The sequence below is a fragment of the Brevundimonas sp. EAKA genome, from assembly GCF_000698025.1.
Classification (GTDB): domain Bacteria; phylum Pseudomonadota; class Alphaproteobacteria; order Caulobacterales; family Caulobacteraceae; genus Brevundimonas; species Brevundimonas mediterranea_A.
Window position 1 is genome coordinate 57,686 of sequence record NZ_JMQR01000002.1, and the last position, 16,714, is coordinate 74,399.

11 protein-coding genes are annotated in these 16,714 nt (G+C 66.9%); 6 read left to right on the forward strand and 5 right to left on the reverse strand.

Translation table 11 applies throughout. The features are described from left to right. The first annotated feature begins 9 nt into the window (after nucleotides 1–9). The 4 genes from ER13_RS00875 (at nucleotide 10) to ER13_RS00890 (ending at nucleotide 7,094) form a co-directional block, all read left to right on the forward strand. Nucleotides 10–903, forward strand: coding sequence for a glycine--tRNA ligase subunit alpha (locus ER13_RS00875; RefSeq protein ID WP_035305376.1), 894 nt, complete (start codon nucleotides 10–12; stop codon nucleotides 901–903). Then, nucleotides 903–3,206 (forward strand): glycine--tRNA ligase subunit beta, encoded by a 2,304-nt coding sequence (gene glyS / locus ER13_RS00880; RefSeq protein ID WP_035305378.1) that lies wholly within the window; start codon nucleotides 903–905, stop codon nucleotides 3,204–3,206. Before ER13_RS00875 ends, glyS begins: the two co-directional genes overlap by 1 nt. A gap of 452 nt (nucleotides 3,207–3,658) precedes the next feature. Next, nucleotides 3,659–6,337: a pyruvate, phosphate dikinase gene (ppdK, locus tag ER13_RS00885; RefSeq protein WP_035305380.1), complete on the forward strand. Its 2,679-nt coding sequence runs from the start codon at nucleotides 3,659–3,661 to the stop codon at nucleotides 6,335–6,337. A 229-nt stretch (nucleotides 6,338–6,566) separates the two neighbouring features. Then, nucleotides 6,567–7,094: a porin family protein gene (locus tag ER13_RS00890; protein ID WP_035305382.1), complete on the forward strand. Its 528-nt coding sequence runs from the start codon at nucleotides 6,567–6,569 to the stop codon at nucleotides 7,092–7,094. A gap of 64 nt (nucleotides 7,095–7,158) precedes the next feature. Here ER13_RS00890 and ER13_RS00895 read toward each other — a convergent pair whose 3' ends face one another. Then, the gene (locus ER13_RS00895) at nucleotides 7,159–7,419 is read right to left on the reverse strand and encodes a hypothetical protein (RefSeq protein WP_008260179.1); all 261 of its coding nucleotides are present in this window, start codon (nucleotides 7,417–7,419) and stop codon (nucleotides 7,159–7,161) included. 233 nt (nucleotides 7,420–7,652) lie between these two features. Between ER13_RS00895 and ER13_RS00900 the strand changes: the two genes are divergently transcribed. Beyond that, the gene (locus ER13_RS00900; RefSeq protein ID WP_052004654.1) at nucleotides 7,653–8,114 is read left to right on the forward strand and encodes a DoxX family protein; all 462 of its coding nucleotides are present in this window, start codon (nucleotides 7,653–7,655) and stop codon (nucleotides 8,112–8,114) included. Between the two features lie 3 nt (nucleotides 8,115–8,117). Here ER13_RS00900 and ER13_RS00905 read toward each other — a convergent pair whose 3' ends face one another. The 3 genes from ER13_RS00905 to ileS form a co-directional block, all read right to left on the reverse strand. Then, nucleotides 8,118–9,269, reverse strand: coding sequence for a beta-ketoacyl-ACP synthase III (locus ER13_RS00905; protein ID WP_035305385.1), 1,152 nt, complete (start codon nucleotides 9,267–9,269; stop codon nucleotides 8,118–8,120). 28 nt (nucleotides 9,270–9,297) lie between these two features. After that, nucleotides 9,298–11,352: a capsular polysaccharide biosynthesis protein gene (locus tag ER13_RS00910; protein ID WP_231492424.1), complete on the reverse strand. Its 2,055-nt coding sequence runs from the start codon at nucleotides 11,350–11,352 to the stop codon at nucleotides 9,298–9,300. Between the two features lie 509 nt (nucleotides 11,353–11,861). Beyond that, on the reverse strand, nucleotides 11,862–14,786 hold the full coding sequence (ileS, locus tag ER13_RS00915; protein WP_035305387.1) for an isoleucine--tRNA ligase: 2,925 nt from the start codon (nucleotides 14,784–14,786) through the stop codon (nucleotides 11,862–11,864). A gap of 343 nt (nucleotides 14,787–15,129) precedes the next feature. Between ileS and ER13_RS00925 the strand changes: the two genes are divergently transcribed. Next, the gene (locus tag ER13_RS00925; protein ID WP_035305393.1) at nucleotides 15,130–15,999 is read left to right on the forward strand and encodes a hypothetical protein; all 870 of its coding nucleotides are present in this window, start codon (nucleotides 15,130–15,132) and stop codon (nucleotides 15,997–15,999) included. A gap of 138 nt (nucleotides 16,000–16,137) precedes the next feature. On the opposite strand, the gene ER13_RS00930 is transcribed toward ER13_RS00925, so the two are convergent. Beyond that, the coding region (locus tag ER13_RS00930; protein ID WP_035305395.1) for a pitrilysin family protein at nucleotides 16,138–16,714 on the reverse strand (577 nt) is incomplete at its 5' end.

Here is a 16,714-nt window from a genome sequence, read left to right on the forward strand (position 1 = left end):
GAGCCCGATTTGACCACCTCGACCGAGCCGCTCGCCTTCCAGGATCTGATCCTGACCCTGCACCGCTATTGGGGCGATCAGGGCTGCGCCATTCTTCAGCCCTATGACATCGAGGTCGGGGCCGGCACGCTCCACCCCGCCACCGTCCTGCGCGCGCTCGGCTCAAAGCCGTGGAAGGCCGCCTATGTCCAGCCCAGCCGCCGCCCCGGCGACGGCCGCTATGGCGAAAACCCGAACCGCCTCCAACACTATTACCAATACCAGGTGATACTAAAACCGAACCCGGACAATCTTCAGGAACTGTATCTCGGCTCGCTGGCGGCGATCGGGATCGATCCGAAACTGCACGATATCCGCTTCGTCGAGGACGACTGGGAGAACCCGACCGTGGGTGCCTGGGGCCTGGGCTGGGAGGTCTGGTGCGACGGGATGGAGGTGACCCAGTTCACCTATTTCCAGGGCGTCGGCGGCATCGAGGTGGACGTCGTCTCGGGCGAGCTGACCTACGGGCTGGAGCGTCTGGCCATGTATGTCCAGGGCGTGGACAACGTCTATGATCTGAAGTTCACCAAGGAAGGCCTGACCTATGGCGAGGTCTTCCTGGAGAACGAGCGGCAGCAGTCGGAAGCCAATTTCCACGGCTATGACGTGGACGGTCTGAAGCGCCGGTTCGAGGACATGGTGTCGGAGGTTTCCCGACTGCTGGACATGCGCGGCCCCCAGGACCAGCCCCTGGTCCTGCCGGCCTATGACCAGGTGCTGAAGGCCAGCCACCTGTTCAACCTGATGGACGCCCGCGGCGCCATCGCCGTCGCCGAACGCCAGAGCTACATCGGCCGCATCCGCGAACTCTGCAAAGCCTGCGCCCTCGCTTACGTTGAACAAGAGCGGAAAACCGCCTGATGCCCCAACTCCTCCTCGAAATCTTCTCCGAAGAAATCCCCGCCCGCATGCAGCAGGGCGCCGCGCGCGACCTGGAGCGCATGGTCTCCGACCGGCTCAAGGCCGCCGGCCTGACCTGGGACGCCCTGACCACCTACGCCGGTCCGCGCCGCCTGACCCTGGTCATCGACGGCCTGCCCGCCGCCACGCCCGACCGCGAGGAAGAGCTGAAAGGCCCGCGCGCCTCGGCGCCGGAACAGGCGCTGGAAGGTTTCCTGCGCAAGACCGGCCTGACCCGCGATCAACTGACCGAGCGCGACGGCGTCCTGTTCGCCGTCCTGTCGTCCAAGGGCCGGGCCACCACCGATCTGGTCGCCGAGACGGTGGACCAGGTCATCCGCACCTTCCCCTGGCCCAAGTCGATGCGCTGGGGCTCCGGAACCCTGCGCTGGGTCCGTCCGATCAAGCGCATCCTGTGCCTGTTCGACGGCAAGGTGGTCCCGTTCGAGATCGACGGGATCCCATCCGACGCCATCACCGAGGGCCACCGCTTCATGGGCTCGGGCCAGCTGCTGAAGGTCAGCGACTTCGTCGACTACCGCACCCAGCTGGAACAGAATTTCGTCCTGCTGGACGTGGCCGACCGCAAGCTGCGCATCCTCGATCAGGCCAAGGCCGCCTGCGCCGCCAAGGGCCTGGTCCTGGTCGATGACGACGGTCTGCTCGACGAGGTGGCGGGCCTGGCCGAATGGCCGACCCCGATCCTAGGCGACATGGACCCGCAGTTCCTGGCCCTGCCCCCCGAGGTCGTGCGCCTGTCGATGAAGGTGCACCAGAAGTATTTCGCCGTCCGCGATCCGTCCAAGGACGGCCTGGCCCCCAACTTCCTGGTCGTCGCCAATGTCGAGGCGACCGACGGCGGCAAGGCCCTGGCCGCCGGCAACAGCCGCGTCCTGTCCGCCCGCCTGAACGACGCCCGCTTCTTCTGGGACGAGGACCAGAAGGTCGGCTTCGACGCCTGGAACGAAAAGCTGAAGGGCGTCACCTTCAACGCGAAGCACGGTATTCACGGTTCGATACCTTCGCGTTTGGGAACGATGGCGTCACGCGTGGATCGTATCGCCGCCTTGGCTCGCGAGATCGCCCCGATGATCGGTGCCGACCCCCACGAAGCCGAAACCGCTGCCCGCCTGTCCAAGGCCGATCTAGCCAGCGGCATGGTGGGCGAGTTCCCGGAACTGCAGGGGATCATGGGCGGCTATTACGCACGTCTGGCTGGCCAACCCGACGCTGTCGCCGACGCCGTCCGCGACCACTACAAGCCGCAAGGTCCCGCCGATACGGTCCCGACCGCGCCGGTCACAGTCGCCGTCGCCCTGGCTGACAAGTTGGACACCCTGGTCGGCTTCTTCGCCATCGACGAGAAGCCCACGGGCTCCAAGGATCCCTATGCTCTGCGCCGTGCTGCGCTAGGGGTCATCAGGTTGATCCTCGACAACAACTTGCGCCTCTCGCTGGCAGACATCATTCGTCGCGATGTTGCGATTGGCGCTTTGTCTGAAGCCGAGATCATTGCGGCGTTGGCAGCTCTCGATGACGATCAGCACTCCGAAGCGGCTGAAATGCTGGCATTCTTCGGTGTCCCATTCCTGCGAGCCTTTGAAGCCAAGTCCGGTATAACTTCGGGGGTAATGCTCCATCCCACGGCTTTCCCATATGTCGTCTTCGACAAGGTGATCGCGCAGGAGGTGTTCACGAAGTATCCGATCTTTGAGAAGAAGTATGTGCTTCCAGACAGAGTGTCAGAGTTAGCGAACTTCTTCGCCGACCGCCTGACCGTCCTCCTCCGCGACCAAGGTCAGCGCCACGACCTCGTCGCCGCCGTCTTCGCCCTGGGCGACGACGACCTCGTTCGCATCGTGCGCCGGGTCGAGGCCCTGGCCGCCTTCCTGGCCACCGACGACGGGGCCAATCTGCTGGCCGGCTATAAGCGCGCCTCCAACATCCTGCGCGCCGAGGAGAAGAAGGGGCCCCTGCCGACCGGCATGGTCCAGACCGGCCTGCCGAACCAGCCCGAGCCCGAGACCGTCCTGGCCTTCGCCGTCGGCGCCGCCCGCACCGCCGTCGAGGCCGCGCTGGAGACCGAGGATTTCGCCGCCGCCATGACCGCCCTGGCGCGTCTGCGCGCGCCGGTGGACCGGTTCTTCGAGGACGTGCTGGTCAACTCCGACGTGCCAGCCGAACGCGACAACCGCCTGAAACTGCTGGGCCAGGTCCGCGACGTCATGGGCCAGGTCGCCGACTTCGGCCAGATCGCCGGCTGATCTCCCGTCTCCTCTCCGCTGTGCGGGGAGGAGACGACGACTCGGGCGGGGTGAAGGCCGCGAAGGCCTTGCCCTCTCAATTCCGCCTGTCCGGTTCCAGGGATTCCAATGGCTTGCAACAATCTTGCCCGCCTGATCCCGGCGCCCGCCAAAACCATGCGATCCTGGTTTCGCCTCCGGCCCGGGGGCGGGGCAGGGGGATTTCAGACTAATTAGACTCTTTAGACGGTGTTTTTCGACGCCGAGTCTGAATCCGGACGACTCGACCGCCCTGTCGGCGCCCCGGCAACCGCTGTTTTCCGCCCACAGGCGCATCCGACCCCCAAGGAAACCGGTTTCGTGCTCACGCTTTGTTACATGCGCCATGGTCAAGCCGGTTTCGCCACGCTAGTCATGCCGCGTGCGAGCGGGGCGAACCCGCCGGACCTTATACAAAGCTCAGGGACTGCAAGATGACTCAGTGGGTGTACGGCTTCGGCGGAGGCTCCGCCGACGGCGATGCGTCGATGAAGAACCTTCTCGGCGGAAAGGGCGCCAATCTGGCGGAAATGTCTTCGCTGGGTCTGCCCGTCCCGCCGGGCTTCACCATCACCACCGAGGTCTGCACCCACTATTACGCCAACGGCGAGACCTATCCCGCCGATCTGGAAGCCCAGGTGAAGACCGCCCTGGACAAGGTCGAGGCGATCGTCGGCAAGACCTTCGGCGACGTGAACAATCCGCTGCTGGTCTCGGTCCGTTCGGGCGCCCGCGCCTCAATGCCGGGCATGATGGACACGGTGCTGAACCTGGGCCTGAACGACCAGACGGTCGAGGGTCTGGCCAGGCTGTCGGGCGACCGGCGCTTCGCCTTCGACTCTTACCGCCGCTTCATCACCATGTATTCGAACGTGGTGCTGGGCCTCAGCCACGATGATTTCGAGGAGGTGCTGGACGCCCACAAGGATCGGCTGGGCGTCAGCGTCGACACCGACCTGAAGGCCGAGGACTGGGAACGGGTCGTCGAGGACTACAAGGCCGTGGTCGAACGCGAACTGGGCCATCCCTTCCCGCAGGATCCGCGCGACCAGATGTGGGGCGCGGTCGGCGCCGTCTTCGCCAGCTGGATGAACGAGCGGGCCAAATTCTATCGCCGCATGCACGACATCCCCGAAAGCTGGGGCACGGCCGTCAGCGTCCAGTCGATGGTGTTCGGCAATATGGGCGAGACCTCGGCCACCGGCGTGGCCTTCACCCGCAACCCCTCGACCGGCGAGGCCCGCCTGTACGGCGAGTTCCTGATCAACGCCCAGGGCGAAGACGTGGTCGCGGGCATCCGCACGCCGCAGTCCCTGACCAAGGTCGGCCGCGAGGAGATGGGCGAGACCGCCCCCTCGATGGAAGAGGCCATGCCCGAGGTGTTCGGCCAGTTCGTCGAGGTGGTGAATAAGCTCGAGAGCCACTACCGCGACATGCAGGATATCGAGTTCACGGTCGAACAGGGCCGGCTCTGGATGCTGCAGACCCGCAACGGCAAGCGCACCGCCAAGTCGGCGCTGAAGGTCGCCGTCGATCTGGCGGCCGAGGGTGTGATCACCCAGGAAGAGGCGATCAGCCGGGTTGAGCCCTCCGCGCTCGATCAGCTGCTGCACCCGACCCTGGACCCCGAGGCCGCCCGCACCGTCATCGCCGCCGGCCTCCCGGCGTCGCCCGGCGCGGCGACCGGCAAGATCGTGTTCGACGCCGACGAGGCCGAGCGCCTGGCCGGTCTGGGCGAGGCCGTCATCCTGGTGCGCGAAGAAACCAGCCCCGAGGACATCCACGGCATGCACGCCGCCCGCGGCATCGTCACGGCGCGCGGCGGCATGACCAGCCACGCCGCCGTGGTGGCGCGCGGCATGGGCCGGGCCTGCGTCTCGGGCGCCGGGGAGATCCACATCGACGAGGCCAAGGGCGTCTTCACCGCGCGCGGCCGCACCTTCAAGGCCGGCGAGGTCATCACCATCGACGGGTCGAAGGGCGAGGTGCTGGACGGCGCCGTGGCCATGATCGAGCCGGAACTGACCGGCGACTTCCAGACCCTGATGGCCTGGGCCGACAAGGTGCGCCGCCTGAAGGTGCGCGCCAACGCCGAGACGCCGCTGGACGCCAAGACCGCGCGCGGCTTCGGCGCCGAGGGCATTGGCCTGTGCCGGACCGAGCACATGTTCTTCGACGACACCCGGATCGCCGCCGTGCGCGAGATGATCCTGGCCGACGACGAGGCCGGTCGCCGCACGGCCCTGGCCAAGATCGCGCCGTTCCAGAAGTCGGATTTCGTCGAACTGTTCGAGATCATGACCGGCCTGCCGGTGACGGTGCGCCTGCTGGACCCGCCGCTGCACGAGTTCATCCCGCACACGGACGAGGACATCGACGCCCTGGCCGCCTCGTCGGGCATCGACGCCGACAAGCTGAAGCGCCGCGCCAAGGAGCTGCACGAGACCAACCCCATGCTGGGCCACCGCGGCTGCCGCCTGGGCGTCGCCTATCCCGAGATCTACGAGATGCAGGTCCGGGCCGTGCTGGAGGCCGCGCTGGAGGTGAAGAAGACCTCGGGCCAGGCGCCGATCCCGGAGATCATGCACCCGCTGGTCGCCCTCGGCCTGGAGATGAAATATCTGCGCGAACTGACCGACCGCACGGCCAAGGCCGTGTTCGCCGACGCCGGCGACAGCGTCGAATATCTGGTCGGGACCATGATCGAACTGCCCCGCGCCGCCATCCGCGCCGGGGACCTGGCCGAATACGCCCAGTTCTTCAGCTTCGGCACTAATGACCTGACCCAGACGACCTTCGGCATCAGCCGCGACGATTCGGGCCGGTTCCTGCAGGCCTATCTGGACAAGGGCATCTTCGAGACCGATCCCTTCGTGCGTCTGGACCAGGACGGCGTCGGCGGCCTGATCGAGATCGCCGCCGAGCGCGGCCGCGCGGTGCGGCCCGACGTCAAGCTGGGCATCTGCGGCGAACATGGCGGCGATCCGTCGTCGATCGCCTTCTGCGAGAAGGCCGGCCTGGACTACGTCTCCTGCTCGCCCTACCGCGTGCCCATCGCCCGTCTGGCGGCGGCCCAGGCGGCGCTGAACGTGGAGCGCGAAAAGGACCGCTGATCCGTCAATCGGGTTCTGAGCGAGGGGCGGCGCCGCGAGGCGCCGCCCCTTTTCGTTGCGCGTCGCATTTCTGTCGTACTTGGCGGAACGCAGTGTGTGTCTCGCCGCGCACAGACGGCGTCATGTGACGCCAGCCTATGGAACAGACGAAGGCGTCACCTATTTAAGCATTCGCTGGATGGGGCTGATGATCCAACCGGTCATCACATCTAGGAGTTAATAAGAAACAATGCGTAACATTCTTCTCGCCGCTGTCGCCGTTTCCGCAATCGCCGCTCCGGCCTTTGCTCAAACCAATCCCGAACCGCGTGGTTACGGATCGCTGGGTTACACTCATCTTGAAGGCGACAATGCAACCACGGGCGCCGTCACCGGTCGTCTGGGCGTAAACCTGAACCGTTACCTGGCCGTCGAGACCGAAGCCTCGGTCGGCGTCAAGGACGACGACTTCACCGTCGCGGGCGTCGACGGCTCGATCAAGCACGAGTGGGACGCCGCCGGATATGTGGTCGGCAAATACCCGGTGTCCGACAAGCTGGAGCTGTTCGCGCGCGGCGGCTACGGCCACACCGAGCTGAAGCAGGAGTTCCCGGGCGCCAACACCGACGTGGGCGGCGACAGCTGGAACTATGGCGCCGGCGCCAACTACTATCTGGATGGCGTGAACGGCGTGCGGGCCGACTGGACCCGTCGCGACTACCGCGACGACGCGGGCGAAGCCGACGCCTATTCGGTCAGCTACATCCGCCGCTTCTGATCGACACGATCAGGCGAAAGAACAAAGGCGCGCTCCGCAAGGGGCGCGCCTTCTGCTTTGTGGTTTAGGCGAAGTCGCCGGCGAGGGCCCAGCGCTGCGAGCCTTCGCCGAACGGACGCACGAACCAGTCGCGATACTGCTCGAAGGTCTCGATGATCTTCTGACGCAGGTCCGGCGTGTTGACCGCCTCGCCGCGCTGACGTTTCAGGGCCGCGACGCAGTCCACGACCAGATTCTGATGGGCCGAACCGCCCATGCTCTTGAGCACGGCGGCGATATCCTGAGCCAGGCTTTCCAGCACCGTCTTCGGTGTCGTCTGAGCCATCTGGGAACTCCCCTGTTCTCGACAATCAAAGGCCTCGCAAAATCCAGTACAGGATTCAAGCGTAGCCTGAGCAATTATCTTCTCAGATCAGGATTAACCTGACGTAACGGCGGTCAAACTTTTTGGTTCTCTCCCGTCGGGTCCATTTCTCCGGCTTCTGTCGGCGGGGCTCGCGTCGGCAACCGACCGCGCGTCGAGGCATTGATGAACCCTGCCTGCGGAGCCTTTGTCCTATGATCGATCTGTATCGCGGCCTGGGCCTTGGCGCGCCTGCGCTGATGGATGTTGCGCTGCTGGTCGCGCGGATCGTGGTCGGGGGAATGTTCTTCCTGTCGGGCTTCTACAAGCTGTTCGCCCCCTCCCAGGCGGAGAAGATGCAGCAGACGATGGTGGATGCGGGCGTCGTCGCGCCACGTCAGACCGCCCGGTTCGTGTCGGTGTGCGAGTTCGTCTTCGGAGGCCTGCTGATCCTGGGTCTGTTCGCCAGCCTGTCGGCCCTGGTGCTGATCGTGATCTGCATGGTTGCGCTGGCGACGGTCGCCGCCAAGTCGGTGGAGGGCGCCAGTCTTGGCTATCGCCTGTCGAGCTATTTCGACCTGCCCGAGACCCTGCTGATGGTCATTCTGTTCGGGCTGATCGCCGGTGGGCCGGGGCGGTGGAGTCTGGACGTCGTCCTGTTCCTGCCCCGGCCCTGATCGTCAGGCGCGCTTGCGCACGAACACCGTCCCCGCCGAATAGCCGGCGCCGAAGCTGCAGATCAGGCCGGTCTCGCCGGGGGCGAAGCCGTCGTTGTGCAGGTGGAAGGCGATGATCGACCCGGCCGAGGAGGTGTTGGCGTAGTCGTCCAGGATGATGACGTTCTCGTCCGACGAGGGCTCGCGGCCCAGCACCTTCTTGCCGATCATGGTGTTCATGTTGATGTTGGCCTGGTGCAGCCACAACCGCTTCAATTCGTGCGGATCAAGGCCCAGTTCGCCGGCGTGGTCGATGATCATGTCCGACACCATCGGCACCACGTCGCGGAAGACCTTGCGGCCCTGCTGGATGAACAGCTTGTCGTTCTGGACGCTGTCGTCGGCGACCGGCGAATCGAGATGGGCGGTGTCGCGGGCGTTGCGGTTCAGGAAGCCGAAATTATTGCGGATATTGTTCGAGAAGACCGTCTTCAGACGCGTGCCCAGTACATCCCAGCCGCCCGGACCGGCCGTCTCGGCCGATTCCACGATCACGGCCGTGGCCACATCGCCGAAGATGAAATGGCTGTCGCGGTCGGTGAAGTTCAGGTGGGCCGAGCAGACCTCCGGGTTGACCATCAGCACGGCCTTGACCGACCCGCCGGCGATGAAGTCGGCCGCCGTCTTGACGCCGAAGGTGGCCGAGGAACAGGCCACATTCATGTCGAAGGCGAAGCCCTCGATCCCCAGGGCCTGCTGCACCTCTATGGCCATGGCCGGATAGGGGCGCTGCATGTTGGAGGCGGCGCACAGGACGGCGCCGATCTCGCTGACCGGCTTGCCCCAGGCCTCGATCGCCTGGCGGGCGGCCTTGACCGCCATCTCGGCCAGGATCGACAGTTCGTCATTCGAACGTTCCGGCAGGTTGGGCGCCATCCGTTCGGGGTCGATCACCCCGGCCTTGTCCAGGACGAAGCGGCTCTTGATGCCCGACGCCTTCTCGATGAACTCGGGCGAGGAGTGCGCCTTGGCCTCCAGCTCGCCGGCTTCGATCTGGGCGGCGTGACGGGCGTTCCAGCCGTCGGCCCAGGCGTTGTAGCTGTCGACCAGTTCGGCGTTGGAGACCGATTGTTCGGGGGTGAAGAGGCCGGTGGCGGCGATAACGGCGTGTTGCACGGGTAGACAGTTTCCTTTGCGAACGCCTTCAATAGGACGGCGGCGGCCTGCGGTCGAGAGAGGCGATGATCCCGGCGGCCCAGCGCTGGACCTGGCCGCGCGGCGCCTTGGGCGGGGGCTGATCGCGGGCGGCGATCAGGGCCTGGACCAGATCCTCGGCCTCGCAGGGCCAGCCCGTCGGGGTGACATAGAGGGGATAGTGGATCAGGGCGGCCAGGATCAGATGATCGACCGTCGCCCGGCGGCTGCGACGTTCGAAGGCCAGCCGGTCGTCGGTCAGGCCCCATCCCGCATAGAAGGGCCGGCCATAGACCGACACCGCCTTGCCTCGCATCAGGGCCTCGAACCCGGTCAGGGAGGTCAGGGTCGCCACCCGACGGCAGGCGTTCAGGCAGTCGATGATGTCCAGCCCGTCCGCGCTGGCGTCCACCGAGGCCAGGGCCGAGGCCTCCAGCCGTCCCGGCCGATTGCCGGCCAGGACGTCGGGGTGGTTGCGATACACCAGGAAGGCGTCGGGGTGATCGGCCCGTGCGGCCTCGACCAGGGCGGAGTTGGTGGCCAGATCGGGTTCGCAGCCCAGCAGAATCGACTTGTCGTTCTCGACCTGGCCGACGACCAGCAGGATGTCGCGATCCGCAGGCCAGTCCGCCGGCGCCTGGCCCTTCAGGTTATATTTCGACAGGCCCGCCTCGACGATGCGGGACCGCAGGGCGGCGGCGCGGGCCAACTGGGCGGGCGTCGCTTCTGTCGTCTCGATCAGGGTCTCCAGTCGCGACGGGCGCGACGGGTCATAATAGACGCCCTGGTCATCCAGGGCGACCGACAGGGCGCCGACGAAGTCCGACCCCAGGCCGCGCGAGCGGATGAAACCGTCCTCCATGCGGACGGTCGGGCCGCTAAAGTCGGCGGCGGCCCGGCGCACGGCCTCGCTCTCCTTGCCCGCCCACCAGATCAGCCGGCCGTTGACAGCAGCGGCGTGGGCGGCGGCGCGCGACGGCGACATGAAATAGCGCATCCGCGCCTTGGGCGAGTTCAGCAGGCGACGCACCGGCGGGCGTTTGGCCGGGGCGAAGCCGACGGCCGCCCAGTCGCCGGCCAGACGGTCGGCGCGGTCCCGCAGGGAAATCAACCGCTCCAGCGCCTGTTCGGCCTCGCACCGTTCGCCGGTGACGGGATCGACATAGCGGCTGTAGGCGATCAGGGCGGCGGCGGCGACCTGTTCCACCGTGCGCGCCACGCCGCGGCGGCCGGTGTCCACGGCGTCGGTCGTCAGGCCCCAGCCGGAATAGAAGGGCGCGCCGAAGCAGCGCACCGGCAGACCGCGCAACAGGGCCTCGAATCCGAGCGCGGACGTGACGCAATAGACGGCGTCCACCGCCGCCAGCAGGTCGGCGGGCCGCACGTCGGCGTCCACCAGGGTGACGCCGGCCAGGTCTGTTATGCACCCCCGCTTCTTGCCCGCCGCCACGGCCGGATGGCGTTTGACGATCAGCTGGGCCTCGGGTTCGTCGCGCCGGGCGGCGGCGACCATGGCGTCGAAACTGTCTTGCGTCGCCAGGCCATAGCCGATGGAGGCGTCGCCGAAGGTCTGGTCCACGATCAGGACGCGGCGGCCGGGCCGAAGCAGGCCGGGGTCCAGCGGCCCGCCCATGTTTGTCTTGGACACGCCCGAGGCGGCGATCCGGTCGATCAGGGCGCGGGCGCGGGCGATGGTGGCGGCGTCGCACCAGGCGTCGGCGGTCTGGATCAGGTGTTCGAGCCGGCTGGGCCGGGTGGCGTCATAATAGACGCCCAGGTCATCGACGATCAGGCTGAGACTGGCCGCCCCCACCTCGCCGATGCCGACGGAGCGCAGGAAGCCGTCCTCCAGCGCCACATAGGGGCGGTCGTTGGCTGCGGCCCAGCGTCGCCCGGCGGCGGCCGTCGGCTTCATCCCCCAGCCCAGCACGGCCTGAACCTGATCACCCGGCAGGCGGTGCAGGGCGTATTCCGCCAGGAAAACCTCGAGGAAGGGGACCTTCAGCACGCCGGGCGCGCAGACCCAGGCGAGGGTTTTGGCGACGATGTCCGAGGCTGGGGTCAAGGCGGGTCCGATTCAGACGCGAAAAACAGGGTCTGAATAGTCTGAATAGTCTGAAATGGCCGCGCTGAAATTGAACGGCGCAGGGGGAAACCGGTGCAACAGGCGAAACAGTGCAATTCGGCGACGCCTCATCCCTTCGACCTCCGGCGGTTTCAACGGCGACCATCCTAGCAGGGTTTTGACGGGCGCCAGGTCGATGGGGGCCGGCGATGGGCAAGACGTTGGAAACGCGGGGACTGGGGCAGCGTCATTAGGAGGATTGGGAGGCCCGCCGCCACGCGTGACACTTCCCCCGCAAACCGGGGAGGGGCCGAGCGTCAGCCCCGCGTCACCTCTCTGCGCGCGCTGGCGCGCGGGGAGGACAGGTCGCGCAGCGACCAGGAGGGGGCGACTCTGACGATGGTGATGACCGGGTCAGCTTCAGGCGCCGAGTCGCCCCCTCCTGGCGCTCGCTGACGCGATCGCCTGTCCTCCCCGTCGGCCTTCGCCAACGGGGAGGTGAATGCGGGTCAGGCGTGCGTCTGGTCCCAATACCGGACCGCATCGGCGTCGCGGGCCGACAGGTCAGGGTAGGCGGGGTCTGAGCCGACGTCGGGGACGCGGCGCCACGAGCGGGCGCATTTGGGATAGTCGGCCAGGGCCACGGCTACGGAGAGCGTGTCGCCTTCGACCAGTTCGGCGCCCGAGGTGCGGAAGATCTCGGCGGCGTCCAGACCGTCGAAGGGGGCGAAGGTTCCCGCCGGCGCCGTGACGGTCGGCCAGGCGTCCAGCGCCCCGCCGATCAGCTTATCTCGACGCGCGGCTTCCAACGATTCATTGACCACTTCGAGGACGGTGTTGATCGCGGCCCACCGCTCCGCCTCGGCCGCATTCTCCCATTCCGCCGACGTCTCCGGGATCACCCGGGCGCAGTTCGTGCCCGCATCCGGGAAGCGCGTCGTCCAGGCCTCTTCCATCGTGAAGGGCGTCAGCGGCGACAGCCAGGCGGTCAGGCGCATGAAGACCGTGTCCATCACCGTGCGGGCGGCGCGACGGCGCAGGCTGTCGGGGCGGTCGCAGTAGAGGCTGTCCTTGCGGATGTCGAAATACAGGGCCGACAGGTCGTTGGAGCAGAACTCCAGCACCGGGCGGACGACGTCCTGGAAGCGGTATTCGACGTAGGCCTGGCGCACATGGGCGTCCAATTCCCACAGCCGGTGCAGGATGAACTTCTCCAGCGGCGGGAACTGGTCGTAGTCGGTCAGCCGCTCGGCCTCGTCGAAGTCGGCCAGGGCGCCCAGCAGATAGCGGACCGTGTTCCGCAGCTTGCGATAGGCGTCGACCGTGGTTTGCAGGATCTGTTTGCCGATCCGCTGGTCCTCGGAATAGTCGACCAGGGCCACCCAAAGACGCAGGATGTCGGCGCCGCTTTCCTTGATGACCGTCAGCGGATCGGTCGTATTGCCCTTGGACTTGGACTGTTTCTCGCCCTTTTCATCGAGGGTGAAGCCGTGGGTCAGGACCGCCTTGAACGGGGCGCGGCCACGGGTGCCGCAACCTTCCAGCAGAGACGACTGGAACCAGCCGCGATGCTGGTCCGAGCCTTCCAGATAGAGGTCGGCGGGCCAGTGGGCCGGGCGGTCGCCCGTATAGCCATGCTCGGGCAGGCGCGGGTCAAGAACGAAGGCGTGGGTCGAACCCGCGTCGAACCAGACGTCCAGGATGTCCTCGACCTTTTCATACCGGGCCGGGTCGTGGGCGCCCAGGAAGTCGCTGTCGGGCGCGGTGAACCAGATGTCGGCGCCGTGTTCGGCCACGGCCTTGACGATCCGGGCGTCGACCTCGGGATCATGCAGGGGCTGGCCGGTCTGTTTGTCGATGAACATGGCCAGGGGCGTGCCCCAGGCGCGCTGGCGGCTGACCAGCCAGTCGGGACGACCCTCGACCATCGAGCGGATGCGGTTCTTGCCCGCCGCCGGGTGGAAGGCCGTGTCGTCAATGGCGGTCAGGGCCATCTCGCGCAGGGTGTCGCCCGACTTCAGGGGCTCGTCCATGCGGATGAACCATTGGGGCGTGTTGCGGAAGATGACTGGCGCCTTGGACCGCCAGGAGTGCGGGTACGAGTGTTCCAGCCGGCCGCGCGCGAGCAGATTGCCGGCCTCGATCAGCTTGTCCATCACCGCGCCGTTGGCGGGGCCGAACTTGCCGGTCTTCTTGCCCTCGGTCTCCAGCACCTTCAGCCCGGCGAACAGGGGGACGGTGGGGTAGTAGGCGCCGTCCGGATCGACCGTGTCCGGCACCTCGTGATGACCATGGGCCTTCCACACCTCGAAGTCGTCGGCGCCGTGGCCCGGCGCGGTGTGGACGAAGCCCGTACCGGCGTCGTCGGTGACATGGTCGCCGGCCAGAAGCGGCACCGAGAAGCCATAGCCGCTGTCCAGCGCGGCTAGCGGGTGGGCGCATTCCAGACCCGAAGGATTGATGTCGTAGACGCGGGTCCAGGCGGCGATCTTGGCGGCCTTGAACACCTCCTCGGCCAGCTTGTCGGCGACGATCAGACGGTCGCCCGGCTTGGCCCAGGGCGCGAACTCCAGACCCTCTTCCATGGCCGTGACCTCATACAGGCCATAGGCGATCTCGGGGCCGTAGCTGATGGCGCGGTTGGCCGGGATGGTCCAGGGGGTGGTGGTCCAGATGACGATGGACGGGGTGCTGGTGCGGAAGGCCAGCAGGTCGTCGGGGTGGTCGTCGGACACGCCCGTGACCGGGAACTTGACCCAGATCGTGGGCGACACATGGTCGTGGTATTCGATCTCGGCGTCGGCCAGGGCGGTGCGCTCGACCGGCGACCACATGACGGGCTTGGACCCGCGATACAGCTGGCCCGAGTTCTTGAACTTGTGGAATTCGGCGACGATGGCCGCCTCGGACGTGAAGTCCATGGTGGCGTAGCGGTTGGCGAAGTCGCCGGTGATGCCCAGGCGTTTGAACTGATCGCGTTGCAGGTCGATGTATTTGCCGGCGTATTCGCGGCAGGCGGCGCGGAACTCGTCCTTTGACACCTCGTCCTTGCGGCGGCCCTTGGCGCGGAACTGCTCCTCGATCTTCCACTCGATCGGCAGGCCGTGGCAGTCCCAGCCGGGGACGTAATCGACATCATAGCCCAGCAGGAACCGGCTGCGGACCACGAAATCCTTCAGCGTCTTGTTCAGTGCATGGCCGATGTGGATGTCGCCGTTGGCGTAGGGCGGGCCGTCGTGCAGCACATAGAGGGGGGCCTTCTGCGCCTGGCGTTCGGCGCGCAGGGTCCCGTACAGATCGCCCCACTGCTCCAGGATCACCGGTTCCTTCTGCGGCAGGCCGCCGCGCATGGGGAAGGGCGTCTCGGGCAGGAAGACGGTGTCGCGATAGTCGCGGCCGGAGGGGGTGTCGGTGGTGTCTGTGGCGTCGGCCATGGGTCGTCTCGGCGTCGTGAAAGTGATGTCGCTGTCTTCGTTCGCCCTGTCGCGCTTCGCGCTGCTCGAGGGCGGCTTCGTTCGCCCGAACAGAGGGCGGTCTTCCCGGCGTGCACGGGGCCACAGGGCCCGGAAGCGCTACGCCGGGCGGCTAATCGAAATCAGGCGAATGGAGACGCGGACGGTCATGATGCGGGCGGTCTAGCAGACGGATGCGGCATTGCGCCATCCCCGAAGACTTTCCCATCTCAACGGAAACGAAAGGCTTTTGTCGTCTTGGTTAAGGTTGGATCGTCCGGAAGTCTGTCCAGGCGACGTGAGAATTCGTTCGGGAGTCCCGCCGATGCGGCAGCGGATCAGGAATTGGATGCTGGGTCTGGCGGCCGGCGGGGCCATGTTGGGCGTCGCGGGCGCGGCGACGGCCCAGAGCTGTGGCCAGCCGGCGTGCGAACCTCCGCCGCCGCCGTGCTGCGAGCCGCCGCCTCCGCCGCCTTCCTGCGGGGGAGGATCGTGCGGGGGCGGGAACGGCGGCTGGAACTCGAACACCAACGTCAATGTGAACGTCAACGTCAATGCGGGGGCCAGCGCCAATGCGAACGCCGGGTCGCGGGCCTTTGTGAATGCGCGGGCCGGCGGCTTCTCCGGCGGTTACGGCGGGGGCGGCGGCGCGGCCTATGTGACCGTGGACCAGCCCTATCCGACGACCATCCAGGGCCTGGCCGTCGAAGGCCTGGCCCAGACGGTGCGGACGCCCTTCACCGCCTGGCGTCGGTCGATGAAGCGGGTGGTGATCCAGGCGGTCTGCATCGACGACCGCCAGGTGCCGCACCCCGCCTCTCAGGTGAAGCCGGATCGCGAGATCGCCGACGGCTATGACGGCGAGATCTATCGTTGCCTGGCCGGCACCTGGCTCCAGGCGACGATCGCCGACTATGAGGGCGACATCAAATTCGACCACGGCACGACCCTGACCTGCAGGAAGCACGAGGCCCTGTGGTTCGGCGGCGAAGGCAAGCTGGAATGCCGCCCCGAAAAGCCCGAGCGGGACTGCAACGAACGCTCGCTGCTGCGTCGCTACGGGGCCGGGGTGAAGATCCTGACCATGTACCGCGAAGAGGAATACACCGAATACCGCGAGGAACAGGTCCAGAGCGCGACCGTCATCACCGGGGCCATCACCCTGGACGGCGGCGTCGGCGGCCGGGTGTTCTGAACCGGACCTGACGCGACCCGTTCAGGCGCGGCTCAGGCCGTGTGACGCAAGACAAGACCGTCGGCTCTCCGTCGACGATCCTGAAGACTGGCCCCCTAAAGGCTCGGCCCCGGTTCCTGCGAACCGGGGCCGTTTTTCTTATTGGGCCAGCTTGTCCGAGACGACCTCGGCGCGCCAGGCGGCGTCGGGCTTCAGATACTGCCGGGCCAGGCTTTGCAGGTCGGCGGCGGTGACGGCCTCCAGCACCGCGACATTGTTGCGGGTCTGGTCCAGCGAGGCCGGGTCGGACTGGGCTTCGGACAGTTGGGTCAGCCAGTAGCCGTTGTCGGCCATGCTGCGCCGCAGCCGCTCCACCGCCGGACGGCGGGCGCGGTTCAGTTCGTCCTCGCTGACCGGATTGTCGCGCAGGTCGGCGGCGATCACGTCCACGGCGTCGAACAGTTTCGTCAGGGACTCGGGGGGCGTTTCGGCGCCGACGGCGATATAGCCGTAGCCGGGGAAGGTGTCGGAGCTGGTGGCGCTGGCGCTGGGCGAATAGGCGATGCCCTGTTTCTCGCGGATCTCCTCGTTCAGGCGCAGTTGCAGCACGGCCGACAGGATCGCCAGTCGCCGGGCCGTGGTGCGGTCTTCGATCTGGTCGGTGGTGGGCCAGGCGACGAAGCCCAGAGCCTGTTCAGCCTGGCCCGTGTGGGTCAGACGGATCGGGGTCGCGGTC